We start from the raw sequence: 25084 nt of genomic DNA on the forward strand, positions 1-25084 counted from the left end.
CTTCTATCCCCCCTCGGGCCGGAAAACAAGCGTCTTGATCATAACAGGCAGCATCATACCCGGCAGAGGTTCCCCCAAATCGATATAATCGCCATGCATCACCGGAATTTGATCAATGCAAATAACGGACATCCGCTTCTCAAGCCGCTTCCGGAGCGATTGTCCGAGCGCCTGTGCCATATCATGCTCACACACGACGACCACTACCTCAGCAGGAGCAAAATAGTCCAAATAACTTCGGGAGATCGCCTCGGCCAATCGCTGTACGGAAGCGTAGGAGATCCCATTCATCCCCCGCATAGCAAGCGCAAAAGGAATCGAAGCTTCCTTGTCATAAAGCCCTGCACCTACTCGCATTGCAGCTGCCAGCATCGCCATAAGCGCGTTCTGATTCGCGAGAATCTCATCGGTCAATTCATCAAGCCGATATACCGGCAAGTTTCGAATCGGCAAGGGGTGCGGTGCTTCGAGATAGATCGTAGCTCCGCTTATCTCCGTGCTTTGCATGCCTGCACCGATGACGGTCGCTCGCACAGTCTGATTCGGCTTGCCCAGCGCGATATCGTAATGAGCCATTGCCTCCTTGAGCTCATGCGCGAGCAACGGCCCGATGTCGCCATACGCGGCAACCTCGGCAATCGTTGTCGGTTTCGGAAGCTCCGTCAATCGTCCGATGCCGCCCGAAACCATCCATTCCTCGAGCTGCGGCAGGCCGCTTCCATCCATCGGCTCACCACCAACAAGGAGCTCCTTCAGCGCGGCATCCGCATCCTTCGCTAGGTGCGTTAAACCACCGCCTGCCAAATAATCCAGCATACTGCGGCTCATGTCTTGGCAAAGCTCCGCCACATCGCCGAAGCTGAGCGATTGTCCCTGTTGGATCGCATACCCTCTTGATGTGAGCCAGGGTCGAATAGACGGCGATATCGCCGTAACCATCCCGTTCTTATCAAGCTCTATCAATCTGCCGCCGACATGAAACGTTACCATTCCAATAGGCCGCCCCCGCCGAAATATCGCCACATTCGCAGTACCGCCGCCAATATCCAGGTTTGCTACCGCTCCTTTGATCTGCATGGAGCGCAGATCCGCCCCGGCTCCCCGTCCTGCAAGCAGCCCTTCCAGTTCCTCGCCGGCCGCCGCTACCACGAAATCGCCGGAACGCTCCGCAAGCCGCTGAACAATCTCGCGCGCGTTTCTCTTATTCGCTGTCTCACCCGTAATGATGACGGCGCCTGTCTTCAACTCGGCAGGATTGATGCCGGCATGCTGATACTCCGCCGTAATCATGGCCCAGACACCGTCCGCATCGAGCTGATCCCTACCTATCAGCGGTGTGCTGTACATCGGGCTAGCATATACCAGCTGCCGCTCCGCAATTTCATAACGCGGAATCGAAACCGAACTCGAGATGCGCTTCAGCCGCAACCGGCTTACGATCATCTTCGTCGTACTCGTTCCGATATCGATGCCGACACTCGTGATCCACTGATCCTCCATGGCGGCACGCCCCTATCCGCCGTGTTCGATGATGCGTACAGCCAGCTCCGGCAGCGGGATTCGCTCCGTCATGCTGTGGGCTTGGATACGCTGATAAGCGGCAGGCTCATCCAGTCCGTGCCGCTTCATAAGGATTCCTTTTGCCTTCTCGATGAGCTTGCGCTCTTCCAGCGTTCGTTGAAGCTGACGGATATCTTGCTTGAGTCCGTCTATCGCCGCCTTCTGACTTAACGCGATTTCAACAGCCGGAATTAAATCCGCCTCCGATACCGGCTTGACCAGATAGGCAATCACGCCGGCGTCGCGCGCTTGCTGCACCAGCTCCTTCTGACTGTACGCCGTAAGCAGCAGCACCGAAGAATGCTGCATGCTGCGAATGATCATCGAAGCTTTGATCCCGTTCATCACCGGCATTTTCACATCCATAATGACAAGATCGGGCTTGAGCTTCGCCGCAAGCTCAATCGCTTCTTGTCCGTTCTTCCCTTCGCCGACAACGGAATAATGCTCTTCCTCCAGCATCTCGCGAATGTCCATCCGAATGATCGGATCATCGTCAATAATAACAATCGTCCTGCTCACCGTTCATCCTCCTAAGCGGGAATGTGATCTCAACCTGTGTTCCAAACGGACCGGAAGACAGCTCGAACGTGCCGCCAAGATTTTCGCTCACTAGCGTTTCCGAAATTTGCAGGCCGATATGACCGCTTCTCGCTGCCGAAGCAGCTCCATCGTCAGGCAGCCCTAACCCTGTATCCGACACCCGAACTCGTCCATCATCGCCAAGCCGTTGCAGCGAAACTTCAATCTCGCCTGTGCTCCGCTCCACGAAAGCATGATTGACGCAATTTTGCACCAGCTCGTTCAGGACAAGTCCAAGTGTCATCGCCTGCTCTGCCGCTAAAATCAGTTCATCCCCGCCTACATGCGTTGTTATCCGCTGATCGGGTTTGACGGAAGAAGAGATGATCGTCTTCACGATTCGAGCCGCAACGTCATGGAATGGAATGGTCTCCACCCCTTCGAAAGCCAGCATCTCGTGGATGACGGCAATACTGTTGATCCGATTGATGCTGTCCAGATAGACATGCCGAATTTCCTCGTGTTTCGTTCTTCGCATTTGCAGCCGCAGAAGGCCCGCTACCGTTTGCAGATTATTTTTGACCCGGTGATGGATTTCCTTGATGACGGCCGACTTGACGAGAAGCTGCTTCTCCTTCTCCTTCAGCTCCGTCAAATCCCGAATCAGAATAAAGCCGCCTACCATGCCATGATCCCGCTGCAGCGATACGGCTTTCAACTCCAGAGCCACATGCTTCGTCTGGAATTCGCTGCGGAAGACGCCGGTATGCTCCTGCATCGCGATGCTGCTTAATTGGCCGCCAAACATCTCGTCTATTGAGCTACCAGCAATAGAGCCGGAACAACCGATTTCCTGAAGCAGCTTGAGCGCCTGAGCGTTCGTATAGGTCACCTTGAGGCGATCATCGAACAGCACAATCCCCTCTTGCATCAAGGACTGCATCCCGCCTTCGGACATGGCAAGCGAAAGCAGCGTTTCGCCCAACTGCTCGTTCGACTCCAGCAATCGCTCGACATTGCGCTCTTGCTCGACATGCTTGGATATATCCGATTCCAGAATTAGCGCGCCAATGACGCTGCCTCGCTTGGAGCGGATCGGCACGACATTTTGCTGCATGGCGATCCCTTCCTGCGAGGTACCGCGTGAGCCCAGCATCGGTTTACCTGACAAGAGGCAGAACATAACGGCAGGCTCATTATGAAAATGGGCAAATTGACCGACAACGGACGTCTTGTACAGCGAAGCCGCAGTCGTCGGATGCGCCTGCGCAACAACGAGCGCCGTGCGCTCATCGGCGAGCGGGCAATCTATAAAAGCATCGGATTGGGACGCATCGGCAATCCACTGCAGATGGCGCGCCAAATCCTCAATCGTTTCCATGTCATCGATTGGCATCGTCGTATGGCTTCCGCATAGCTCCCTGACCATCCCCATCACCGCAGGTCACTCCTTAAACGCAAATGAACGAAGCTTCTCGCGAAGCTCCTCGATCCCTTGAAGCTGCAACGATGAGGTGAAGAAGATTTCGCTCCCCGCGGAGAGCGACTGCCGCAGCAGCTTGACGGCTCTGTCGCCATCCGCGCCTACCGCATCCAGCTTCGTGATGACACCGATAGCCGGAATTGGGAATCCGCTAGAGAATCCGGGCGGAAAATAGTTCCGCAGCCGCGTCGCATCTTGAACGAGCACCAAAGCACATGCCTCATACGAAGTAGCCATTAATGCGCGATAAAAGATCGGGTTCTCGCTGTATTCGCCAGGCGTATCGATCAGCCAATCCCGATAAACGAGCGACTGCGTCTTCCTTGCGGGATCTTGCTCGCCGAACAGCCTTTTAATCAACGTGGACTTGCCCGAGCCAATGGCGCCGATGATCATAATTTTCTTCGCGGCCGTCATCATCAGGATCTCGTTAAAGGCGCAATGGTGAACGCCAGCTTCTCCGCCAGAAAAATATTCACCGCTTCGATCGCCATGCTGACGGCCGATACTTCGCCGACGATGACGAGTGATCCCGTGAAACGGTCCAAGTAGCCGATGCTGACATGCGCTGCCTTCGTCGCGATATCTGCGGCGATAATGGCGGTTTCCGTCGGCGTCAGCGTCAGAATGCCGATGGCGCTCGCTTCTTCAATGCCGAGCTTCGTGTACAGCATCGGATCGGGATTCGCGATGACATGAGCAAGCGTCAGCTGCTTGCCCGGCACATATTCCTGGATGACGCGCTGCTTCGGTGGCTCCATCATTCATCCTCCGATCCATCTTGCGCCTTTACGACGTCGAAGCTGTCGACAATGCCGACAACCATGGCGTCGATCGGGACATTTTTGCCGCCGAACAGCGCTCTTGCCGGGCTCCCGCGAGATATAATGACATGCTCGCCTACCCCAGCCCCGATCCGATCAACGGCGATAACCGCTGCCCCTTGCGCATGGCCGGTGAAATCAATGGGCTGTACAACCATCAGCTTCAGATTGTCCATCCCTTCCTCCTTCTGAGTCGCCCAGACGCTTCCGATTACCTTCCCGTAGAACATTGGCTGCTCACCCTTCATCCCGGATTTGGACAACGATGTCTTTGTCTCTCAGCACATCTCTGGCAAGCGGCGAGACAATCGTCCCTCTGTTCACGAGAATGGCCGTGATGCGCCTATTTCTTGTCTGCTGACTGACCCAATCGGCGGATAGGAATTTCCCATCGAAGAACTCGGTACACGCTGGCGGCGATTCGGCGGCGGTGACTTCGACATTCTCGTGGCATATGCTGCTATTCATCTCAACAGCTGCGTGGCCAACTCGTCGTACCACCCATTCCGCCAGTTCTTTTGCCGGAGCGAATTCAACGCCGTACATGTGCATTTCGCTCTTATAGTAGCTGAACAGCTTCTGATAGGGCATCGGCAAAGTCAATTCCTTCAGCGTGCGCCGATCAGAACGCGAGAGTCCGGAACCGTCGTCGCCTACCACCACGAACTTCCCCGTCACGAGCGCCGCGAATATAATCTCCGACCTCACCGTCCCCTTCATGCCAAGCGCAACTCGTCCGGCATCGCCTAAGTCGATCTCCGGGATAACGATGCCGTTATAGTCCATTGGTATTTCAATCGGAGCTGGCGCAGATTCGTCGACGGCGATCGTTCTGCCAAGCCCGCTTGACTCTACTTTATGCATGCCAAGCCATCCCGATGTTACTCCATCGAGAAACAGCCGATCGTAATGAATCCCATTCTTCTGCAGCAGGATAAAATGATCCCGATACGCTTCGTGGGCCGTGCTGTCGCAGAAGATGTACAGCACTTTGGGAGGCCGCTCTGCCTCTTGTACCCGCATCGCGCCGACGAGCTCACGAACGATCGATTCCACCAGCTGCTTCATCTCCACCTGACTCACCTCCTCGTACCAACGCCTGGGACAATGATGCCATTTTTCCCGATGACCCTCACCTTATCGCCTGTTTCCAATCCGGCAGCATTCGCTTCATCCCGGTCGATGTGCAGCTCAAGCGCGAATCGCTCATCCACTCGTACGATAACATCCGGAAAAATAAGCGGTCGTTCCGAGTCTGCCTGCAGCATGATGCGATCGCCGTGAGCAACCTGATAGTCCGCCGCTTCCACCGCCGACATGTGCACATGTCTCTTCGCGATGATCAGTCCCTCTTGAAGAACGACGGTACCAGCCGGACCTATAATCGTGATACCTGATGTGCCGGCGATGTCGCCGGAAAGTCTGACCTTCGGCTGAAGACCCATCGTATGACCATCCGTGCGAGATATCTCCACCTGCGTGGCAGCTCTAATCGGGCCGAGAATGCGAACAAGCGGAATGGCCCCTTTAGGACCGGCAATCGTGACCGTCTCTTTCGCAGCGAACTGCTTCGGTTGAGACAGCTCTCTTAGCGGCTGCAGCTGATATCCGGCGCCAAACAGGGCTTCGAGATGCTGCTGGGAGAGGTGCACATGCCGGCCTGACACGCCTACAGGGATTACTTGATCTACCGCGTCTCCTTCGAGCATATAAGCTGCCGCCTTCAAGGCGTCCGACTGTTTAAGCAGCGGAATCCCCCGGGCTTTCAAGAAATCGGCGGCGGCCGGCGTCAGTATGTCTCCCTGTTCAACCGGATAGGGGTTCGGGAGCCCCCGAGCCAGTCTCGCACGCAGCGACGCTTCCGTAATGAGTCTCATCGTGAGCGAGGTCAGCCTTCAAGCTTCGGCAGAATAAACTCGATATCGGAATGCGGACGCGGAATAACGTGAACCGAGACGAGCTCTCCGACTTTCTCGGCGGCGGCCGCACCAGCGTCCGTTGCCGCTTTTACCGCGCCGACATCGCCTCTGACCAGCACCGTAACCAGTCCGCCTCCAACATGGACTTTGCCTACCAACCTTACGTTTGCCGCCTTCACCATCGCATCCGCTGCTTCTATGGAGCCGATCAATCCTTTCGTCTCGATCATGCCTAGGGCCGTGAGTTCGCCTGCCATTGTTCATTCCTCCTTATTGGTTGGGCTCAATTAGAGCTTCATCTGGGAAAGCACACTCTTCACGATCGCTAACACTTCTTCTCTGGAAATACCGACAGCGAGTCTGCCCGCAACCTGTTCGGCGAGCTGTGCAGCGGCGGGTTCCGAGGATGGCATCTCGCGAATGCCGAAGGCCACCCGCTTCACATTCATCAAATGCTGCGGCCCGATGTTATCCGACGTAATGTTATGCCCGAGCGATCCGCAGCCGAGCGTCATGGACGGCTGAATGCCGGTAGTCGCACCGATTCCGCCGAAGGTCGTCCCCGCGTTGACGATAATGCGCGAGGCGGGAAGCTGAAACCCGAATGCCTCGATAATTCGCTCATCCTCGCAGTGGATGCCGAGCGTATGTCCGAGTCCTCCCAGCTCAAGGAGCTGCGTGCAGCGGCGGCTTCCTTCCTGCCAATCGTCGACGGTGTACAGCGCCAAGATCGGCGTCAGCTTCTCCACCGACAGGGGATACGGCAGTCCGACGCCGGTTTCTTCCGCAATCAGCACGGTTGTATGCTGCGGGACTGAAATACCGGCCATCGCCGCAAGGGCTTGCGGCGATTTACCTACGATCTTCGGATTCAAGCTTTTACCGTTAGCCGACATGATGATGCTTGCGACTCTCTCCTTATCCTGCCCGCTCAGCATGTGCGCACCGTGCCTATTAAGCTCATCGACAAGCTGTGACTTCACCTGCCGCTCGACAACTATCGCTTGCTCGGAGGCGCAGATCGTACCGTAATCGAAGATTTTACTCTGCACAATCTGATTTGCTGCACGCGGGATATCCGCACTGTGATGAACATAGACAGGAACATTGCCGGGGCCAACACCATACGCAGGCTTGCCAGAACTGTAGGCAGCCTTCACCATGGCCGATCCGCCGGTTGCGAGAATGACGTCCGTCAGCTTATGCCTCATCAGCTCCATGCTCGCTTCGACCGATGGGTACGACAAACATTGAATCAAACCGGGCGGAGCGCCTGCTTCCTCTGCCGCTTGCCGCATCAGGCTCGCCGCCTCTTGCGAGCATCGCAGCGCAGCGGGGTGGGGGGAAATGACGATGGCATTCCTTGCTTTGAGCGCGATTAAGCTTTTGAAGAAGACCGTCGATGTCGGGTTGGTGGATGGAACGATGGCAGCGACGACGCCGACAGGCTGCGCCACTTCCCATACGCTTCGCTCTTCGTCCTTGCTGATGATGCCGACGGTCTTCATAGCCTTGATCGCCTCGTAAACATTGCGCGCCACAAACAGGTTTTTCGCCTTCTTATCGGGGATATTCCCGAAGCCGGTCTCCTCGACGGCCAGCCTGCCAAGCCGCTCCGCATGCTCCTCTGCAGCAGCAGCCATCGCCTCCACGATGCGATCTACTTGAAGCTGCGTCATAGACTCGTACTGTTTCTGCGCAGCCTTCGCTTGATGCAGACAATCGCGCACCTCCTGGATCGCTTGCAAATCCACGTCCAGCTTCATGCCGGGTGGTCACCTCCCCCCGCCAAATCCGGAGGCAGCAGCGATTCTACGAAATGGGAGATTGCAGCATCCGGCCTTGCGATAACATGAACGCCAAGCAGCTTGCCGACTGCCCGCGCTGCCAGTCCGCCTGCATCCACGGCTGCTTTCACCGCCGCGACATCGCCGAGAATATAGAGGGTTACGATACCGGCCTCGATTTTCTCGTATGCCGTCACCCTCACGTCTGCCGTCTTGGCCGCAGCATCCGCAGCTGCAATAAGCGCGGGAAGTCCATGCGTCTCAATCAAGCCCAGTGATTGCAAGGGCTGTTTCATATCCGCTCACCTTTGCTTTCTCACAGTTTGATGGGTCTCCCGGCGATCTCTGCCACCACCTCGGCGAAAGCTTCTGCTGCCGCCACACATGCAGATTGACTGCCCGTCAATAAACCGCCGGCGAAGTTGGTTTCCGTCGGCGGACCGTAGAACGTGCACAGCCTCACATCCGCAGCCTTCAGAGCGGCATCCAAGCCGCAGACCGCTTCAAGCGGCGGCGCGATGAGGTAAGCTAACGGCTCCCCTTCCGCTATATTGGCTATTGCGGATAGATAAGTGCCTGTTCTGGAGATGACATGCGCATAGTACGCGTGTGTGCCTTCCTCATTCAAGGCATAAAAGCAGCAGGCTCCGCTTTGCATCAGCGCCACGGCCGCTTCCAGTCCGCTCGCCACTTCAGCCGGCGAAGCCCCGCCAATCATGCCGATAAACTCCCCCGACAACGGGCCGGATGAATGTGAGGAACCAGCGTAGAACGACTTGGCATACACCACTTCAACAGCTGCTTTCTTCGTTGCTTCATCCATTGCGGTATATCCGACATCATCAATGGTCGAAGTAATGAGCCCGATGCTCCGCGTGCTCGGTTTCAGACCGAGCTGTGCGGCCAGTCCCGAATCCACATTCGGAATAACCCTGACAGACAGCGGAATTGCGTATATCGGTCGTTGCTGCTGCTTTTGCCGAATCACCCGAATCCCCCCACGCAGGCAGACAGAAAGAGCCTAGGTTGAAAGCGTGCTCCGCGCACGCTCCCTGCCTAGGCTCCATTGCCTAACTGTCTATGCTTTTGTTAACAAGATATGCCTCCCGCTGCTGCCCTATTCCTTCACCGAGCCCATAACCAGTCCTTTTACGAAGAACTTCTGCAAGAACGGATATACGATGAGAATCGGCAGCGCGCCGATGAAGATCTGTGCTGCGTTAATCGTCTTCTGGGACAGCAGATCCATCTCCTGCTTGGAGAAATTCATGGAGCTCATATCCCGTGATACGATGACTGTCTGCAGGTAAGAAGCGAGCGGGTATTCCCCTTTATCGCTAATATACAGAATGCCGTCAAACCAAGAATTCCAATGCCAGACCATCGCGAACAGTCCAAGCGTTGCCAAGGCAGGCAGCGAAACCGGCAGATAGATTCGGAGCAGGATGCCAAAATGGCCCGAGCCATCGATCAGCGCCGCTTCTTCCAGCTCCTTCGGCACGCCGCGGAAGAAATTCATCAGCAAGATAATGAGCCACACGTTGACGATTCCCGGCAGCACGAGCACCCAGAAATTATCCATGAGGTGAAGCTTCTGGATGACGATGTAGAAAGGCACCAGACCGCCGTTGAAAATCATCGTGAACACAAACAGCCAGGCATAAACCGAGCGACCTTTAAACTGCAAGGTTTCTTTCGAAAGCGGGTAGGCCGCCAGACAAGCGACAGCGAGAATGCCGATCGTGCCGATGACGGTACGCTTTACCGAAACCCATAGCGAGTGAAGGAACACCGGGTTATCGATGGTTTTCGTATACGCGACCGTAGAGAAATCGACCGGCCACAAGCCGACCAAGTTGCCGTCAGCCGCCGACTTCGCGCTGAACGAGATCGCGAACACATGAATGAGCGGGATAATGCAGGCGAGCGACAACAGGATCAGGAGACAGGTATTGAAGATGTTGAATACGCGATAAGGCACCGTTTTGTGATACATCTCTCCGCCCCTCCTTAGAACACCCGGTAATTAGCCCATTTGAAGGCTAACCGGTACGAAATAATAATCAGGATCATGCTGATGACGGATTTGAACAGCCCCACTGCCGTTGCAAAACCGAACTGTCCATCGAGAATCGCCGTACGGAAAACGAAGGTATCAATAATATCGCCTTTATCCAGCACAAGCGGATTGTATAGGTTAAAAATCTGATCGAAACCTGCATTCAGTATGTTGCCGAGCGACAACGTGCCCACCACAATCGCGATCGGTATCAGCGATGGAATCGTAATGTGCAGCGTCTGCTTCCAGCGGCTCGCGCCGTCCATCTCGGCGGCCTCATAGAGCGAGGGATTAATGCCGGCAAGCGCGGCTAGGAATACAATCGTGCCGTAGCCGAATTCCTTCCACACCTCAGATACGATGACCGTGAAACGGAACCAATTGCCATCCCCGAGGAAGAAGATCGGCTTGATCCCGAACAGCTGTCCCAGCACGCGATTGACGAAGCCTCCGTCGGAGGAGAGGAATTCAACGAGAATCCCCCCGAGAATAACCCAAGAGAGGAAGTGCGGCAAATACACTAACGTTTGCACCGAGCGGCTCAAGTGCCGCTGACGGATTTCATTAAGCAGAATCGCAAATAGGAATGGCGTGATCAGGTTAAAAACGATTTTGAGCAGGGCGATAAAAAAGGTATTCCAGATGACCTGCAAGCTATCCTCGCGCTCGAACAGCGATCGGAAATTATCAAGCCCGATCCAGTCGGATCCGCTGATATGCAGCCATGGCTTGTAATCTTGAAATGCCATCACAATGCCGCCCATCGGCAAGTAGTTGAACACGATGAGAAACAACAGGGCGGGCAAAAGCATCACATGAAAGTACCATGTTCTCTTGAGATAACCAGTCATCATGTACCTCCTAATGCGTTTGTTAAGTTATTCGGCTGTATGGTGCAGGTCGGTAGCCGCCGCCGGATGCGCGTGGCAGCAGAAGCTGCAGGCGCAGCACCCGGTGGCGGGATGCGGCGCCGCGAGTTGCGGTGCGCGACAGTACCCGGTACGCGAGAGGCGCTGCTCACGCGTAGCACGCATGTTGCGATTTCAGGCGTTCCAATTACGGTACCTTACACATGACACGCATGTTGCAAATACAGCTCCAAATCGTGTGATGCAGATTGCGTCAAACTCTAACGAATCGTAGAGGTCTTATTTGCCCCAAAACACCTTCAAAAAAATTCTAACGAATCGTAGAAGCCTTATTTGGGGGTTTTCGAGTAAATTACAGGCCATTTTACCGAAATAAGACCCGTACGATTCGTTAGAATCTCGGAGCCCGGAATTCCGACCAAATAAGACCTCCAGGATTCGTTAGATTTTCGCGGTGCATGAACACACGAGATACAGCGGATTACGGTAACGGGATAGCGGCACACGGACGTAGATTTCGGCGCAAGCCAGCCAATGCGAGATGCTAGTTACTAGATTAGGCACGCGGATTTCGGCACAAGCTAGCCATTGCGAGATGCGAGTTACTAGCTCAGCACGCGGATTTCGGCACAAGCCAGCCAATGCGAGAAGCAAGTTACTAGATTAGGCTCCCAGATGCAGCTTCGGAGCCAAACTAGCCAATGCGAGATCGAGTTACTTAATCACGCACACCGTTGCAGCTTTCGCCGCAAGCCAGCCAATGCGAGATGCAAGTTACTAGATCAGCTACGCAGATGCAACTTTCTGCGCAAGCCAGCCAATGCGAGATGCAATTTACTACATCAAACGTACGGACACAGCTTTCACCACAACCAACATCTTTAGAAAAAAGAGCAGCCGGTTGCCCAGCTGCCCCGGAGTAGGGTTATTTGGTGCTCTTGTACCAGTCGTTTACTTCTTGCGTCATTTTGTCTCCGCCGGCGGATTTCCAATCGGCGACGAATTGGTCGAAGCTGTCCAAGCCCTTCTTGCCGTAGATGATTTCGTTGAAGGTTTGCAGCTCGATCTTCTTCAGGTAATCCAGCTTGGATTGCATCGTTTGCGTTGCCGGTCCCGTGAACAAATCCTTGAACGAAATATCCGGCTGCGATAACAGCACTTTCGCTGCAGCAGGCGTTTCCGGCCCGTAGTTGTTCTTCACTTCTTTCTCCAGCTTCGTCGTCGCTTCGCTTCCGTCAGCCAGCTTCAAGAGCGCTTTCATTTGGGCATCCGGAATACGTGCGCCATCTTTCACAAGCCAGTAACGGTTGATGTTCACTTCGCCGCCCGGGATTTTGTCCAGGTACAGCGGGTTTCCGCTAGCGTCCAGATCGTAGTCATAGCCTTTGAATACGCCAAGATCCCAATCGCTGCCCGTTTGCGGATCAGCCAGATGGTCAAACAGATAATTCTGGTACGTGAAAATCGCTTCCGGATGCTCCATGTCTTTGTTGATCAGCGTTACGCCGCTCGTAAAGTTCGTGCCATGGCGGCCGGCTTTGCCGTCAGGTCCTGTAGGTATTGCATATGGCTTCCACACTGCCGTTGGCACGTTCTTCGCCGTATCCAGCAGCGGCCAGCCGCTCATCCAGTAAGGTCCGGGAATGATGCCCGCTGTTCCCGCTACCGCAGGCTCTGCAGTCTTGTTCTCATCCCAGATCGCTGCCTCGCTCGGAATATAGCCTTTATCGCGCCATTGCTTCAGCTTCTCCAGCGCCTGCTTGGAAGCCGGATTGATGGAGCCCCACTCCAGGCTGCCGTCAGCCGCTTGATTCCACTGCGCGGGGATCGTGCCATACGCGCCGAAGATCCAAGAAGGATCGCCCATCCACGTGTTCATCGTCGACTTGAAGCCGATGGACAAAGGTACGACTTTATCCGGCTTCAGACCGTCCGGATTCTGATTCTTGAACGCATCCATGATTTTCTCCAAATCATCGAGCGTCTTCGGCGCTTGCAAATTCAGCTTATCCAGCCAGTCTTGGCGGATCCACAGCAGGTAATCGTGGTTGTATGCATAGTCCAGTACGGGAATACCCATCTTCTTGCCATCGCGGGTGTATGGATTCCAGACGTTCGGATCAAGATTCATCGCCGTTTTCCACTTCTCGTTGGCATACTGGTCGAACAGCTCGCCCACATCGCGGAACGCGCCGGTTTCGATCAGATCCTGCGCCAGCTGTGAGTCGCCGACTGTCACCACATCCGGCAGATCCTGACCGGAAGACAGCGAGAGTCTAAGCTTCGTTGCAAAAGCATTATTCGTATCGGTTACCGACCAGAGCGAATCGATTTTGATGCCCAGCGTATCCAGCGCCCATTTGGTAGAAACGTTGTTCTCGATGGATTCGCCGTTCTTGAATTTCAGTGCGGGGTCAACGCCCCATACGGTAGAGATGGTAACCGGCGGATCGTATTTGTCTTTATAAGCGCTCTCCGGTTTCGCCTCTTCGGTCGTGTTTGCTGCTGCGTTACTCGTCGTATTGCTCTGCTCCGTGGAAGCCGCATTTTTGTTCCCGTTGCCGCTGTTTCCGTTCTCGTTATTACCGGAGCAAGCCGCCAAACCGGAAGCGATCAGCATAAGCGCGGATGCTGCGAATATCCCCTTTTTCCATGTGGTTGTCATGTTCTTCCCCCTACGCGGTTATGTCTTACAAGATTAATTATAGGGAAGTGTCGGTGCGGAACCTATGATACTTAGCGAAGATTTCTGCACCTTTGCCAACCTTCTGCCTCGTTAGTCTCTATATTCATTCGGTGTCATGCCGTAATGCTTCTTGAACATTTTGCTAAAATATTGCGGGTTCTGATAACCCAGCTCCGAAGTAATCTCGTAAATCTTCTTATTGGAGTGCTTCAGCAGATAGAGCGCCTTCTCCATCCGAATGCGAATGATGAAATCGCCAAGACTCTCTCCCGTCTCGCTCTTGTAAATCTTCGAGAGATAGACCGGATGCAGATACACTTTATCGGCAATCGTTTTGACCGAAATATCAAGCCCGATGTCCTGCGTAACGAGTTCCTGCACTTGCTTAATCATATGGCTCTTCGTGTAGCGATCCGATTCGGACATCTCCTGCTTCAGCTTCTCCAGCGATAGCAGCGCCCATTTGCGCAGCCGCTCCGGCGACTGCAGCACGCTCTGGTTCAGCATCAGATCGAATTCCAAGCCTTCGATCTGATGGATCAACAGTCCTTGCTTATGCACGAGATAGAGATAGGCATTCGTAATGCATAGGTACACTTCGTACAGATGCTCCATCGTAATGAATGCTTTCTCCGCTTCCAGGTAACCGAACACTTCGCCAATCTTCTCTTCGGCTGCCGTCCACTGCTTCGACTCCAGCAAATGAATAAGCGTTGGCGGTTTATAGAGCGCTTCGATCGACTTCACCGAGTACCGGCTCTCCGGGTAATCTTCTTGAAACAGAATCGATGCCTCATTCGTTCGTCCATGTTGAAGCAATGCACCAAGCGCGCTGCGATAAGCGGCTGACAGCTTGCTCGGAAATTCGAACCACGGGCTGACGACGATCGAGATGTCACCTTTGAGATGGGTTCGCACCTGCAGGCCAACCTCGCGCGCGAGCTTCTCCATCTCTGCCCGCAGCGGCCTGATCTCGCCTGAGATCAACAGCACGAGACAATCGTGCGGCGCCTTGCTCGGCCACACCTTAAACGATGCGCCTAACACTTCTTCGGCGATGTTGCCGACCGCGAATTCAATCAGCCGCACCGACTGCGGATCATAATCGGCAAAATGGCTGCCCAGCTGAATCAGCATCAAGAACGATGGAGCGTCCAAACTTATCGGAAGTGCATACTGACGCAGCTTATCGCCGATGGTCCGGCTCGACAGCTGCCTGCCGAGCAGCAGATCGTTCATGAGGTTTTCTTTGAGCACGGAATGATCCGACTTCATGTCGTAGAGCAGCCGGTGGTAGCGGTCAGCTTCCTCCCACTCATCCTTGAGCGACTCTATCGCACCTAGTATGCTGCGCATAAATTCATCATCATCGACAGGCTTCAGAATATAATCGGACACCTGCAGCTGAATCGCCTTCTTGGCGTATTCGAAATCGGAATAACCCGTGAGCAGAATGCGCCTCATATCCGGCCAACGCTCGCTTACCAAGCGAACTAACGCAAGACCGTCCATTTCCGGCATCCGAATATCCGTCACGAGGATATCGATCGACTGATTTTCCATAATCGCAACGGCTTCCATGGCAGAAGCGGCCGTATAGACCGCACGAACGTTCAGCGCTTCCCAAGGAATCGTTTTCTTCAAGCTTTCCGTTACATAGGACTCATCGTCCACGAGCAATATTTCAATCATGCCCTCTAGTCTCCTTTCCGTCACCGTGATGGGTACGCCAATGCAGCGTTACGATGAGGCCGCCATGCTCTCCGTTCGTAATGGTCATGCCCGCTCCTTCTCCGTAGCGTAGCTGCAGCCGCTGATTGACGTTCCATAATCCGCAGCCCGTCTCTTCGCCCATAGGCTCATCAAGCTTATTCATAAGCGTACGGATCCCCGCTTCATCGAGTCCTTTGCCGTTGTCTTCGACCCGAATTTGGATTTCTCCGGCCTCTTCCTTCGCGGTAAGCCGGATGATACCCTCACCTGCCCTGCCCTCGATGCCATGCAGGACGGCATTCTCCACAAGCGGCTGAATGAGCAGCGGCGGGATGTCCAGATGGCGCAGCCAAGAGGGAAGCTCCACCTCAAAATGCAGCCGGTTCATGCGCAGCCGCTGGATTTCCAAATAGCTCGTTACGAAATCCAGCTCCTCCGCCAGCTTCACTTCGCCTCGCTCCTGCCGCGTGGTATAGCGATAGTAGGCCGATAGATTTTGAGACATCGCCACAATCGCTTTGTAATTCTCCAATTTAGCCATGCTCGATATAAACGAAAAGCAGTTATAGAAGAAATGCGGGTTGATCTGAGATTGCAGCTGCTTGAGCCGCGCTTCCCGCACATGGATTTTCTCTAAATAAACGGTGCCGAACAGCTCTTGAATTTGCGCCACCATGGAATTAAATCGCATGAAGACGTAGCTGAATTCGCTGTTTCCTTTCGGCACGAGCCGAACCGAATAATCTTCCTGCTTGAGCCGTTGGAAGCTCTGAATGAGCTTCTTCATCGGCACTTGAACCTGCGCATACAGAAGATAAGCTATCACGCAGCCCATAATTAACAGGGAACAGAGAGTAGCATAGAACAGATTGTTCGATTTCTGAATCGGGCCGATGACATCGCTGTACGGGATATAGTCGACCAGGTACCACTGCGTCACCGGAGACTGCTTCGTATTGACCAGATACTTGATGCCTTTGAGCTCAATCGTCTGGTTGCTGATATCCATCAAATGCTGCTGTTCCAGCTTGCCTACCAGCTCCTGCGCGACGCTTCGGTCTGCCGTGTTATTGAAAATCGTCCCTACGTCTTGCTTGTAGAAGAACGGATTACGCCTGCCATCGCTGTTGAATTCATCCAGCATCCTGACGATATTGCTGCTGTTGAAGCGCACCTCGATCATGAGATCGGCATCCTCAGGCCGTTTCATCGCATAATAAGGCGTGACGGTTAGCAGCGAGAACTCGTAGCTGTTCGTGGCGTCAGGCGAATCCTTCCTCACATGCCAGCCTTGGCGCAGTCGCTGCTTGAGCGCCGCATCGTCATAGCTGCGCACATCATTAACGGTGATGACGCGGCCGAGTCGAGGCGAGTATATGTAAAGCGAGCACTTCCAATTAATAGAGCTCTCCTGCGTGCTTATCTTCTGTTGAATTCGTTTCACCAAATTAATCATATCGAGGTCGAGCGAACCTTCCCCGATCGGAGCCATGTCCCTCAGCTCGGATATGTCAGGATCGCGCACGAGCAAATTCGGCCATAACGTAACGGAGTCCATGTTCGCATCTACCTGCGATTGGAAGAAGTCGAGCTTGCTCGTATTCGACTTATTTAGTTCGTTTCGCAGCACATCCGTGCTCGTCTGATTGGATAGGAAATAGAGTCCTGCAATCAACACGATCAGAACAGCCAGCGTGATGACGATTTTGCTGAACAGATTAATTCTTGGCATTGCGCGTCCCATCCTTGCCTTAGGTGTAATGACATGCTTCAACATTATAATGGAGGCGCGGCTTGGTTGTCTCCAAGCTTCTTCCGGTCAAACGGGGAAGAGGATTCCCCTTCAGACCCGTTGCAGGACTGAGAGAATCCTCTTGCTGTGCCTAGTGCGTGCTAATGCTCGAGTACGTTCCAAATTACTTGGGCAGCCTCAGCTCTCGTTGCCGCTCCTTGCGGTGCAAATCGGCCGGCCGCTTGCCCTTGCACAAGTCCGAGTGCGGATGCTTGATTGATGGCTGTTGCAGCCCATGCCGAGAATTCACTCTGATCTGCGAATGGTTCAGAGGATTCCGCTGCGGCCGATGTGCCTTGGCCGTGAACGAACGTATAAGCTCGCATCGTTAACACGGTCATTTCTTCGCGTGTGATCGGGCTGTGCGGGTCAAATAACTCCGTGCTTCTGCCGTTTATCATGCCAGCCTGAACAGCCTTCGCTACGTAAGGAGCAAACCAGGCATCAGCGGGAACGTCGGTGAACGATTTCTCCGTTGTTGTTCCGGAAGCGGCGGTATCCGCGAGTTCGAGTTTTAATGCTTTCACAAGCAGGGCTGCAAATTCTGCGCGGGTAATCGTGCGGCTAGGCTCGAAGCGACCTTGGCCCGTACCGCTCACGACTAGTTTGGACGCCAGCTGGCGAATGGTCTTGTAAGCCCAGTGCCCCGGTGAAACGTCCGAGAAGGATTGCTCTGCTTGCAGCAGCGCGTAGCTGCTGAAATGGTGAATCTCTGCCGTAATACTATCAGTTGCAGCTTCTCGCGTTCCCCCGATATATTCCATTTTGCCGTCATCGCCAATGAAGAAGATACCGGCAATATCTGGATCGGTAACACCTGCCGAGGAGATACGAATGGTGAGCGGTTCTTCGAACTGCGACAGGCTCGATTCCTTGCCGTCCTTCGAACGGATGGACAGCTTGAATTCATAGATTTGACTAATAATCGCGATGTCCGCATGGTTCTGTTTCTCTAGCAGCTCCGTCTGCTTGTTGGCCGCATCCTTATCCAAAGGCGCGAATGTCAGCGTGATCGCGCTGTCTGCCGAGCCATCTCCTAAATCCGCCAGCCGGAGGAACACCGATGATGGAATGCTCAGCGAAAACGTCTCTGTATTCAGGGTAAGCGAGTGACCTAAAAGCAGCTCCGCCGTTTGAGCCGGAAGAGTAACGCCCGTCTTGCCTGTCGGTATAGCAACTTCCACCTTGCCATCCGCATTAGCGGACAAGCCGCTTGCCCCAATGGCGAATGAAGCTGCATCGCTTGGCGCTGTCGGCGTTACCGGCCCTGTTACGGGGCTGGATTCTTGAGCGGTTTGTATCGTTGTCGACGGACCTGTTGACGTCCAAATCTCGCCATCTAAGCTCGCTTCCACTTTGAAGCTATAGGCTGTATTCGCGCTTAGATTTGAAACTGTATACTCCGTTCCAGCGGTAACCGCAGTGAGCAGTTTCCCGTTCTTGTAGATTTTGTAGCCTTCTATTTGATCCGCATCCGCCGCGCCGGTCCAAGCCAGCTTCACGCTGCTTGTGCCCACATTCGAAGCGGTCAATGCCTTCGCATCTGTCCATTCGGCAACGGGCGTTTCCCTATACAACTCGAAGGAGTCGATCCAGCCCCATGTTTCGGCAGGCGCATCGACAGTCAGACCGATCGTGACTTGACCATTCGTCACTTGAATGCGGCCAAGCTCTGCATCGTTCCAGTTCTGCCAGCCCGTATTGACGATATTGCCGCTTTGCACCGGATCCGCGCCGAAGTCTTGGGCAAACAGATGAATCGCATGGTCCCCGCCGCCGCCGGAAATCTTTGCTTGAAGCAGATAAGTGCCATTTGCCAAGCCGGTAACGGTTTGCGACATCGTGAAGCCAAAAGCTGCGCTTGCGTAATAATTGACGGCTTTAGTACCTGCGAATGCATTCGCGGCATCGGTCTTCACTTTAGCTGCGCCGCCGGAATCCGTGACCGTCCAGCCCGTGAAGGCCGTGCTGTCTTCGAAGCTTCCGTTATGCAAGAGATTGCGATTGGTCGTTACGGTAACCGGAACCTTAACCGCAAGCTCCGTGCCTGTTATGAATCCATCGACCAAGAATGTGCCGATTCGGCTCAGATCATCCTGTTCAATCGCGGACCACTCCACGGCTGCTGGCTCAATGCTGCCGTCGTTACATAGCACATCCGCTGTTGCCGGCAAGAGCGCAGACACGGTTTCCGCCGGTTCATTGACAGGAACGCTGATGCCTTCAGGATTCGTCGCCGTCAGTGCCGCCTTGGTGTCCAGATCACCCGGCTCGAATTGGAATGCATCCAGCGATGGGAGCACGTTACCGCGGAAATCAAACAGCGCCTGATTGTCCCACGATGCGCCTTCGCCGCTTTTCCAGCCTGCCTGGAAATTACCCTCACTGTCCTTCGGAACCGGGATCCATGCCGGCTCCCAATAGAAGACGCCTGCTCCTTTGCCGCCCGGCACATGCGCTACCGTGTTCATGACGGTGGTGAGCACTTGCTTCTGCCCCTCTACCGTTGCAGGGAAACCCGCTTCATCCGCTTCCTTTTGCCCGAAATTGTTCGGGTAACCGTCGCCGTCCTCGACCGTGAAGCCGTAGGACGTCTCCGCAACGATCACTTGCTTGCCATATCTGTCCGCCATATCGTTCAAGTTATCCTTCAGCGACTGGAAAGGACCATGCCAGAACGGATAGTAGGACATGCCGATGACGTCATAATCGACGGATGCCGCCTCCATCGCGTCGAAGAAACTGCGGAACGCCCAATTGTTGCCGCCCTCTGCCAGATGCAGCATGATTTTAACCTTATGCTCCTCGGGGGTTGTGTCGCGCACGGCTTGAATGCCCTGCTTCAGCAATGCGGTCAGCTTGCTGTAGTCCGAAGTCGAGCCGTCCGGAAGCAGCATGCCCGGATTGATTTCGTTGCCGATCTGCACCATGTCGGGGTAGGCATCCACGGCTTTCAACCCGTTCATTACATCTGCCGTGTAATCGTAGACGGCTTGCTTCAGCTCGTCGAAGCTCAAATCCGCCCAATCCTCCGGCTTCACCTGCTTGCCCGGATCTGCCCAGAAATCCGAGTAATGGAAATCCAGCAGCAGCTTCATCCCCTTCGCTTTCGCTCGCTGTGCCATCTCAATGATATGGGCTTTGTCGTTATAGCCGTCTGCCTCTACCGGATTGTTCCAAATCCGAAGCCGGACGTAATTCACGCCGTGATCCTTCAGAATATCCAGCAAATCGCGCTGAACGCCGCCCTCATAATACTTGCCTCCGGCAGCTTCGATCGCTTGCAGACTTGAAATATCCGCACCTTTGATGAACGGTTCATCGGATTCTTCCGGAACCGTTGGCTCCTCTGCCTTCACCAGCTCCACATCGTCAAAAAAGCCCCATTTTCCCGCCAAACTGTTCACCTCGAAACCAATTGTCGCTTGCCCGTTTGATACAAGAATTTGCTCGACCGTATAAGGCGTAACCGTGCCCCAGCCGCTGTTCGTAATATCCGTTGTCAGCTTCCCACTGCCTCCGAAGTTGTCCGCATACAGCTTGAAATTGTTATTTCCGGCGTCCCCGGAGGACCACGCCTTGAGCGTATAGATCCCATTCGCAAGTCCGGTCACCGTCTGGCTCAGCTTGAACGCATAAGCACTGCCGTTCCAATAGCTCGCGGCGGCGGCCCCGGTGTGCACGTCGCTTCCCGAGACGGTAAGCGTCGAAGCCGGTCCCGGTTCCGATCCATCCAGTGATGTATACTCCCAGCCGTTCAGTCCATCCTCAAAGCCGGGATTTGTCAGTACATTCGCTGCAGCTGCTCCCGCTTTCCCCGGTAAAGCAACAGCAGATATGACCATGGATAGAAGCATAATGACGGCGGTCAAGGCCGAGAGCCCTTGTCTCCACCGATTCAAGCGGAAATGATGATATGAACGATTCAAACCAATTACCTCCCCTGATGAATGTCCTGCATCTTCAATTATAGGGAAGGTCTGCGGCGGAACGTATGGCACGAAATGAACATATCTACAGTTTTGACAAGCAGTATTGGGATGGCCTGAGTTTGTTGGTCAGCGGAGGGGATTAGCTGATGTATGGACTAGGTGAGAGTGGGATCGGGGACTTCTTATTAGAGAAACCCGCCGTTTTCAAAACGGCGGGTTTCTTTTTAGTTTACGGGTTTGTATAGTGGCACTCTTCTTCTAACGGTTGTCAGCGCGGCTATTTCATGAATGGGCGACTTTTACAAATCTAACGGTTGTGAGCATCGTTATTCGCCGCATAAGGGTAGATTTCCATCAGAAAATATCCGAATAAGCTCCTTGGCAACCGTTAGACAATAAAATCGGACTATTTAGACGAAATAACCACTGTCACAACCGTTACACGCTGGAAGTTGGCTGTTGGTCATGTGCTGGCGCAGGCTGGAAGGTAGCTCTTCATCTTGTACTGCGCAGACTGGAAGTTGGCTCTTCGCTATGAGCCCGCCATGATATTTCTTAGTTATTGAATCGCGCGAATCCCCGGCCAATGCTTCCAAATATCAGTCATCGGAGCTCTCCAATCCTGCTCGTGCTCGAGATGAGAGACTCGGAAGAAGATTGCGTATCTCGTGTTAGGCGATGCATTCACCGCTACCGTATGTGCAAGCTGATAGTGAACGAGGAACACGTCGCCGGGCTCCCCCAAGGTCTGAACCGGTTCCGGCAGCTCCACAGGAGGCATGCCATTCAACAAAGCATCCGGTGTATGCTCGCGGAAGTACTGCTCATAAATGCTATGCGTACCCGGCCAGACCGTAAAATTACCGGCAAAGGGTTCACGCACCGGACTTAGCAGTACACCGACAAGCATGGAGAAATTGCCAATCGTGCCTTCCTTCACCCCATTGGTCGGCGTATACATGCCATCCAGGTGAGGTTTATTGATGGTTGGCGGATCCTGCAGCAAAGGGAAACGCAAGGCGATCTGGCCGCCTGTGACCGGATGGGACATCCCTTCGCCGAGCAGCTCCTCTACGTAAGCTTTAATCGGCGTGTCGTTAAACAACCCGGTAATCGGCGGCTTGTCAGAGAGCTCCGGGCAGTAGGATTGCGCGCGATAAGTAGGCATCATCTCGAGCGGCATCCCTTGTCCGACGGAGTGATTAATATGCTTTAACGCGTGGTCGATCATGACTTTAGGAATGGCGCCTTTGATATGAATATAACCTTTGGCGAGCATGGACTGTTTCTGTTCGTACGTGAGCTTCATTACGATAGTTCCTCCTTATCGCGATTCGTTTCACGAGGTCGAGTTCACTTCCAGATTTATACATGTCTCCCTCGATAATCATCATAAAGGACTGGCGGAGTTCTGCCAATAGTCTATAAGATAGCTTTGGTCGATTAATAGACTGTTATCGGACTTTACTATGAAAATCACAATCCAGCGAATGGTCATCCACCATGCCGCAGGCTTGCATGTAGGCATAACAAATCGTCGAACCGACGAACTTAAAGCCGCGTTTCTTCAATTCCTTGCTCATCGCATCGGATTGCGGAGTGGTTGCCGGAACTTCAATCTTCGTGGGCCATTGATTCCGAATCGGTGCGCCGCCGATGAATTGCCATATGTACGCATCGAAACTGCCAAACTCCTCTTGAACCTTCAAGAAACATCTTGCATTCGTAATGGCAGATAGAATCTTTAGCCGATTTCGAATAATACCGTCGTCCGCCATCAACTCCTCAACCTTCGCCTCGTCGTATGCCGCCACCTTATGGGGATCAAAGCCGTCGAAAGCTCTCCGATAACCTTCGCGTTTCCTCAGTACGGTATACCAGCTTAATCCGGCTTGTGCTCCTTCCAGTACCAGCATCTCGAACAATTTCTGATCCTCATGCTCAGGAACTCCCCACTCATGATCGTGATAATCGATATATAAAGGGTCTTCATTAACCCAGGCGCAGCGTGCTGTCATAGGTTCCAGCTTCCTCTCGTAGTCGGCTCAGTACGGTCAACCCTTCATCTGTATGCCAAAATCATAATCGGCCGTATTCTTCTCCAACCATACCGCCGACAGACGGTATTTATAATACCCCGGCTCGCTTGGAAGGTCAAAACGGAATTGATTGGGCTTACCTATCAATACTTGTTTGCCATCGTCCGTGTACATCGTTAATGTAAACTCCTCGGGATTAATCGGAAACTTAACGGAGATTAGATCACCGCGCATGGCCTCGATTGCTTTATCCTTGATCATCTTGTTGTATGCAGCCGGCTCCGGAGGATCCGCACAGACTCCTTCTGTTTGCGTACCATACCAACAATAATGCGCCAATAAATAGTCAACATTGAACCCTTCTACGGTAATGATCGGCTTGATGGGTTCGTCCGGAAATTCTGGATTGGATGAACACCCTGTCAACATAAAAGTTAGTAAAGAAGCACAGAGCAGCAAGAACAGCTTTCCCCTCATTCTCTCTTCCCCCAGCACTAATCAAGATATCTACTTATTCTGAGACGCAGGCTAGGCCAAAAGGTTACAGAAAAACCAGATTTGGATTACAAAGCAAGTGCGGAATCGCTCCAGGCAGCAACCTCAATTGCGCATATAGGAATGTTGCATTTTCAGCAGCAAAGTACCGTTTGAAGCCATTGGAGAGGTTCTATTGTTGTATATTCTGCAGCATTATGCCTGTTGAACTTCCTTTCTCAAACGAAAAAGGCCGCCACCCCATGTGTGCTCCACACTTGTGATGGCGGACTATCTACAGAACAGAACCGGCTTAGGCGCCTTGAATCACACTGCGAATGAAAGCTACTTCTTCCGCATTCAATGGGTTGCCGGCACCTTGCGCATTGGACTCTACTTGCTTCGCATTCTTGAAGCCCGGGATGACGCAAGCATTCGGAGATTGAGCAAGCGCAAACTGAATCGCTACCCGCACCAAGTCTTGGACTTCCGTGCCGAACCGTTCCTTGATCGGTAGCAGACGCTCGCGTATTTCCAGCAGGCGCTCTTTGGTATAGGAAGAGTTGGAAGCCCGAACATCGCCTTCGCCGAATTTCGGCGGGTTTTCCGGATCGAATTTATCCAGCAGCAGCCCCTGTGCAAGCGGTCCGAACAAGACCATCCCGATATTTTGCTCGTTTGCCCATTGAAACAGATTCGTGTCCGGCTTATCGAAAGAATTGCCAAACGCATTATAGTGGAACTGCAGAACATCCGGACGCGTAACCGGGCAGACACGCATAAAGTCGTTGTAGCCGTAACCGGATTGACCGATGACCCGCACTTTGCCTTCCTTTTGCAGCTCGCGCATGGTCTCGGCCGCTTCCTCCAGATAAAGATCATTCGGTCCGAAATTCGTATTATGGAAGAAGTGAAGATCCAAATAATCCGTTCCTAAATTCATGAGCGATTGCTCCAGCTGATGACGAATGTGAATCGGCTGCATCGCGTTCGGCGCTGTTCCGCGGAACCAGCCGACTTTGGACGCAATCACGACTTGATCACGCGGTACCTCTTGCAGAAACCGTCCGAGAACGCGCTCCGAATGGCCATCCCCATAGACATCTGCCGTATCAAAATGATTGATCCCAAGTTCAAAAGCGCGGTTCAACCCGGCAATGGACTCACGATCATCGTTACCGGACCAACCTACTGCCTCACCATCACGCCACGAAGGTCCGCCAATTGCCCAGCAGCCTAAGCTGACCTCGCTTACCCGTAAACCGGAACGACCAAGAACACGATATTCCACTAGATCACAACTCCTTACGATGGTTTGAATGGGATGAACACCTTCATGTGAAACTATATACAAGTTATAGACTGCTAGGAAGTACGCACATTATGTTCACCTACTTCCCTTAAAGTAACTACCCGCTGCTAAAT

23 protein-coding genes are annotated in these 25084 nt (G+C 53.6%); 1 reads left to right on the plus strand and 22 read right to left on the minus strand.

Features of this window, described 5'->3' with window-relative positions:
• Positions 1 to 3: 3 nt before the first annotated feature.
• The 14 genes from BM412_RS20040 to BM412_RS20105 all read right to left on the minus strand — a co-directional run bounded on the left by BM412_RS20040 (position 4) and on the right by BM412_RS20105 (position 11005).
• A complete protein-coding gene (locus BM412_RS20040; protein WP_091222277.1) occupies positions 4 to 1500 on the minus strand; it encodes an ethanolamine ammonia-lyase reactivating factor EutA in 1497 nt (498 codons plus the stop codon).
• A 12-nt stretch (positions 1501 to 1512) separates the two neighbouring features.
• Entirely contained in the window at positions 1513 to 2037 is a 525-nt protein-coding gene (locus tag BM412_RS20045; protein ID WP_371264844.1) for an ANTAR domain-containing response regulator, read from the minus strand.
• Between the two features lie 19 nt (positions 2038 to 2056).
• Positions 2057 to 3517: a sensor histidine kinase gene (locus BM412_RS20050; RefSeq protein WP_091222283.1), complete on the minus strand. Its 1461-nt coding sequence runs from the start codon at positions 3515 to 3517 to the stop codon at positions 2057 to 2059.
• A 9-nt stretch (positions 3518 to 3526) separates the two neighbouring features.
• Positions 3527 to 3985: a EutP/PduV family microcompartment system protein gene (locus BM412_RS20055; RefSeq protein ID WP_371264839.1), complete on the minus strand. Its 459-nt coding sequence runs from the start codon at positions 3983 to 3985 to the stop codon at positions 3527 to 3529.
• Complete coding sequence (locus tag BM412_RS20060; RefSeq protein ID WP_091222288.1) at positions 3985 to 4326, minus strand: BMC domain-containing protein; 342 nt, start codon at positions 4324 to 4326, stop codon at positions 3985 to 3987. The genes BM412_RS20055 and BM412_RS20060 overlap by 1 nt, the downstream gene beginning before the upstream one ends.
• On the minus strand, positions 4326 to 4619 hold the full coding sequence (locus BM412_RS20065) for a EutN/CcmL family microcompartment protein (protein WP_091222293.1): 294 nt from the start codon (positions 4617 to 4619) through the stop codon (positions 4326 to 4328). The genes BM412_RS20060 and BM412_RS20065 overlap by 1 nt, the downstream gene beginning before the upstream one ends.
• 7 nt (positions 4620 to 4626) lie before the next feature.
• Positions 4627 to 5457, minus strand: coding sequence for a hypothetical protein (locus BM412_RS20070; protein ID WP_256256499.1), 831 nt, complete (start codon positions 5455 to 5457; stop codon positions 4627 to 4629).
• An 11-nt stretch (positions 5458 to 5468) separates the two neighbouring features.
• On the minus strand, positions 5469 to 6266 hold the full coding sequence (gene pduL / locus BM412_RS20075) for a phosphate propanoyltransferase (protein ID WP_091222298.1): 798 nt from the start codon (positions 6264 to 6266) through the stop codon (positions 5469 to 5471).
• A gap of 11 nt (positions 6267 to 6277) precedes the next feature.
• Positions 6278 to 6565 carry a BMC domain-containing protein gene (locus tag BM412_RS20080; protein ID WP_090981122.1) on the minus strand — a complete coding sequence of 96 codons (288 nt, stop codon included), beginning with the start codon at positions 6563 to 6565 and terminating at the stop codon, positions 6278 to 6280.
• A gap of 30 nt (positions 6566 to 6595) precedes the next feature.
• On the minus strand, positions 6596 to 8074 hold the full coding sequence (locus BM412_RS20085) for an acetaldehyde dehydrogenase (acetylating) (RefSeq protein WP_091222301.1): 1479 nt from the start codon (positions 8072 to 8074) through the stop codon (positions 6596 to 6598).
• Positions 8071 to 8391 (minus strand): BMC domain-containing protein, encoded by a 321-nt coding sequence (locus BM412_RS20090; RefSeq protein WP_091222303.1) that lies wholly within the window; start codon positions 8389 to 8391, stop codon positions 8071 to 8073. Before BM412_RS20090 ends, BM412_RS20085 begins: the two co-directional genes overlap by 4 nt.
• A 20-nt stretch (positions 8392 to 8411) precedes the next feature.
• Positions 8412 to 9083 (minus strand): ethanolamine utilization microcompartment protein EutL, encoded by a 672-nt coding sequence (gene eutL / locus BM412_RS20095; protein ID WP_256256470.1) that lies wholly within the window; start codon positions 9081 to 9083, stop codon positions 8412 to 8414.
• 129 nt (positions 9084 to 9212) lie between these two features.
• Positions 9213 to 10091 carry a carbohydrate ABC transporter permease gene (locus tag BM412_RS20100; RefSeq protein WP_091222306.1) on the minus strand — a complete coding sequence of 293 codons (879 nt, stop codon included), beginning with the start codon at positions 10089 to 10091 and terminating at the stop codon, positions 9213 to 9215.
• Positions 10092 to 10105: 14 nt separating this feature from the next.
• On the minus strand, positions 10106 to 11005 hold the full coding sequence (locus BM412_RS20105) for an ABC transporter permease (RefSeq protein WP_091222309.1): 900 nt from the start codon (positions 11003 to 11005) through the stop codon (positions 10106 to 10108).
• A 39-nt stretch (positions 11006 to 11044) separates the two neighbouring features.
• Between BM412_RS20105 and BM412_RS31925 the strand changes: the two genes are divergently transcribed.
• Positions 11045 to 11230, plus strand: coding sequence for a hypothetical protein (locus BM412_RS31925; RefSeq protein WP_143111665.1), 186 nt, complete (start codon positions 11045 to 11047; stop codon positions 11228 to 11230).
• Between the two features lie 718 nt (positions 11231 to 11948).
• Here the strand turns inward: BM412_RS31925 and BM412_RS20110 are convergent.
• The 8 genes from BM412_RS20110 to BM412_RS20145 all read right to left on the minus strand — a co-directional run bounded on the left by BM412_RS20110 (position 11949) and on the right by BM412_RS20145 (position 24950).
• Positions 11949 to 13688 (minus strand): type 2 periplasmic-binding domain-containing protein, encoded by a 1740-nt coding sequence (locus tag BM412_RS20110; protein WP_256256471.1) that lies wholly within the window; start codon positions 13686 to 13688, stop codon positions 11949 to 11951.
• Positions 13689 to 13799: 111 nt separating this feature from the next.
• A complete protein-coding gene (locus BM412_RS20115; RefSeq protein ID WP_091222311.1) occupies positions 13800 to 15401 on the minus strand; it encodes a response regulator in 1602 nt (533 codons plus the stop codon).
• Entirely contained in the window at positions 15394 to 17154 is a 1761-nt protein-coding gene (locus BM412_RS20120) for a sensor histidine kinase (RefSeq protein WP_091222315.1), read from the minus strand. The genes BM412_RS20115 and BM412_RS20120 overlap by 8 nt, the downstream gene beginning before the upstream one ends.
• Positions 17155 to 17315: 161 nt before the next feature.
• Positions 17316 to 21143 (minus strand): glycosyl hydrolase 53 family protein, encoded by a 3828-nt coding sequence (locus tag BM412_RS20125; RefSeq protein ID WP_091222318.1) that lies wholly within the window; start codon positions 21141 to 21143, stop codon positions 17316 to 17318.
• A gap of 562 nt (positions 21144 to 21705) precedes the next feature.
• On the minus strand, positions 21706 to 22455 hold the full coding sequence (locus BM412_RS20130; RefSeq protein ID WP_091222320.1) for a phytanoyl-CoA dioxygenase family protein: 750 nt from the start codon (positions 22453 to 22455) through the stop codon (positions 21706 to 21708).
• A 145-nt stretch (positions 22456 to 22600) separates the two neighbouring features.
• Positions 22601 to 23164 (minus strand): DNA-3-methyladenine glycosylase I, encoded by a 564-nt coding sequence (locus BM412_RS20135; RefSeq protein WP_091222323.1) that lies wholly within the window; start codon positions 23162 to 23164, stop codon positions 22601 to 22603.
• 36 nt (positions 23165 to 23200) lie between these two features.
• Positions 23201 to 23524, minus strand: coding sequence for a hypothetical protein (locus tag BM412_RS20140; RefSeq protein ID WP_218163166.1), 324 nt, complete (start codon positions 23522 to 23524; stop codon positions 23201 to 23203).
• 448 nt (positions 23525 to 23972) lie between these two features.
• Positions 23973 to 24950 carry an aldo/keto reductase gene (locus tag BM412_RS20145; RefSeq protein ID WP_177245950.1) on the minus strand — a complete coding sequence of 326 codons (978 nt, stop codon included), beginning with the start codon at positions 24948 to 24950 and terminating at the stop codon, positions 23973 to 23975.
• Between the last annotated feature and the right edge of the window lie 134 nt (positions 24951 to 25084).

The sequence above is a fragment of the Paenibacillus sp. BC26 genome (assembly GCF_900116125.1).
In the GTDB taxonomy this organism is placed as follows: domain Bacteria; phylum Bacillota; class Bacilli; order Paenibacillales; family Paenibacillaceae; genus Paenibacillus_Z; species Paenibacillus_Z lignilyticus.

Bases quoted from the DNA above. Each gene is read 5' to 3' on its own strand.
- BM412_RS20110 (WP_256256471.1), bottom strand. From the start codon at position 13,688: ATGACAACCACATGGAAAAAGGGGATATTCGCAGCATCCGCGCTTATG.
- pduL (WP_091222298.1), bottom strand. From the start codon at position 6,266: ATGAGACTCATTACGGAAGCGTCGCTGCGTGCGAGACTGGCTCGGGGG.
- BM412_RS20130 (WP_091222320.1), bottom strand. From the start codon at position 22,455: ATGAAGCTCACGTACGAACAGAAACAGTCCATGCTCGCCAAAGGTTAT.
- BM412_RS20050 (WP_091222283.1), bottom strand. From the start codon at position 3,517: ATGGGGATGGTCAGGGAGCTATGCGGAAGCCATACGACGATGCCAATC.
- BM412_RS20090 (WP_091222303.1), bottom strand. From the start codon at position 8,391: ATGAAACAGCCCTTGCAATCACTGGGCTTGATTGAGACGCATGGACTT.
- BM412_RS20055 (WP_371264839.1), bottom strand. From the start codon at position 3,985: ATGATGACGGCCGCGAAGAAAATTATGATCATCGGCGCCATTGGCTCG.
- BM412_RS20120 (WP_091222315.1), bottom strand. From the start codon at position 17,154: ATGCCAAGAATTAATCTGTTCAGCAAAATCGTCATCACGCTGGCTGTT.
- BM412_RS20045 (WP_371264844.1), bottom strand. From the start codon at position 2,037: ATGGACATTCGCGAGATGCTGGAGGAAGAGCATTATTCCGTTGTCGGC.
- BM412_RS20105 (WP_091222309.1), bottom strand. From the start codon at position 11,005: ATGACTGGTTATCTCAAGAGAACATGGTACTTTCATGTGATGCTTTTG.
- BM412_RS20070 (WP_256256499.1), bottom strand. From the start codon at position 5,457: ATGAAGCAGCTGGTGGAATCGATCGTTCGTGAGCTCGTCGGCGCGATG.
- BM412_RS20085 (WP_091222301.1), bottom strand. From the start codon at position 8,074: ATGAAGCTGGACGTGGATTTGCAAGCGATCCAGGAGGTGCGCGATTGT.
- BM412_RS20135 (WP_091222323.1), bottom strand. From the start codon at position 23,164: ATGACAGCACGCTGCGCCTGGGTTAATGAAGACCCTTTATATATCGAT.
- BM412_RS20040 (WP_091222277.1), bottom strand. From the start codon at position 1,500: ATGGAGGATCAGTGGATCACGAGTGTCGGCATCGATATCGGAACGAGT.
- BM412_RS20115 (WP_091222311.1), bottom strand. From the start codon at position 15,401: ATGATTGAAATATTGCTCGTGGACGATGAGTCCTATGTAACGGAAAGC.
- BM412_RS20065 (WP_091222293.1), bottom strand. From the start codon at position 4,619: ATGTTCTACGGGAAGGTAATCGGAAGCGTCTGGGCGACTCAGAAGGAG.
- BM412_RS20060 (WP_091222288.1), bottom strand. From the start codon at position 4,326: ATGGAGCCACCGAAGCAGCGCGTCATCCAGGAATATGTGCCGGGCAAG.
- BM412_RS20080 (WP_090981122.1), bottom strand. From the start codon at position 6,565: ATGGCAGGCGAACTCACGGCCCTAGGCATGATCGAGACGAAAGGATTG.
- BM412_RS20100 (WP_091222306.1), bottom strand. From the start codon at position 10,091: ATGTATCACAAAACGGTGCCTTATCGCGTATTCAACATCTTCAATACC.
- BM412_RS31925 (WP_143111665.1), top strand. From the start codon at position 11,045: ATGGTGCAGGTCGGTAGCCGCCGCCGGATGCGCGTGGCAGCAGAAGCT.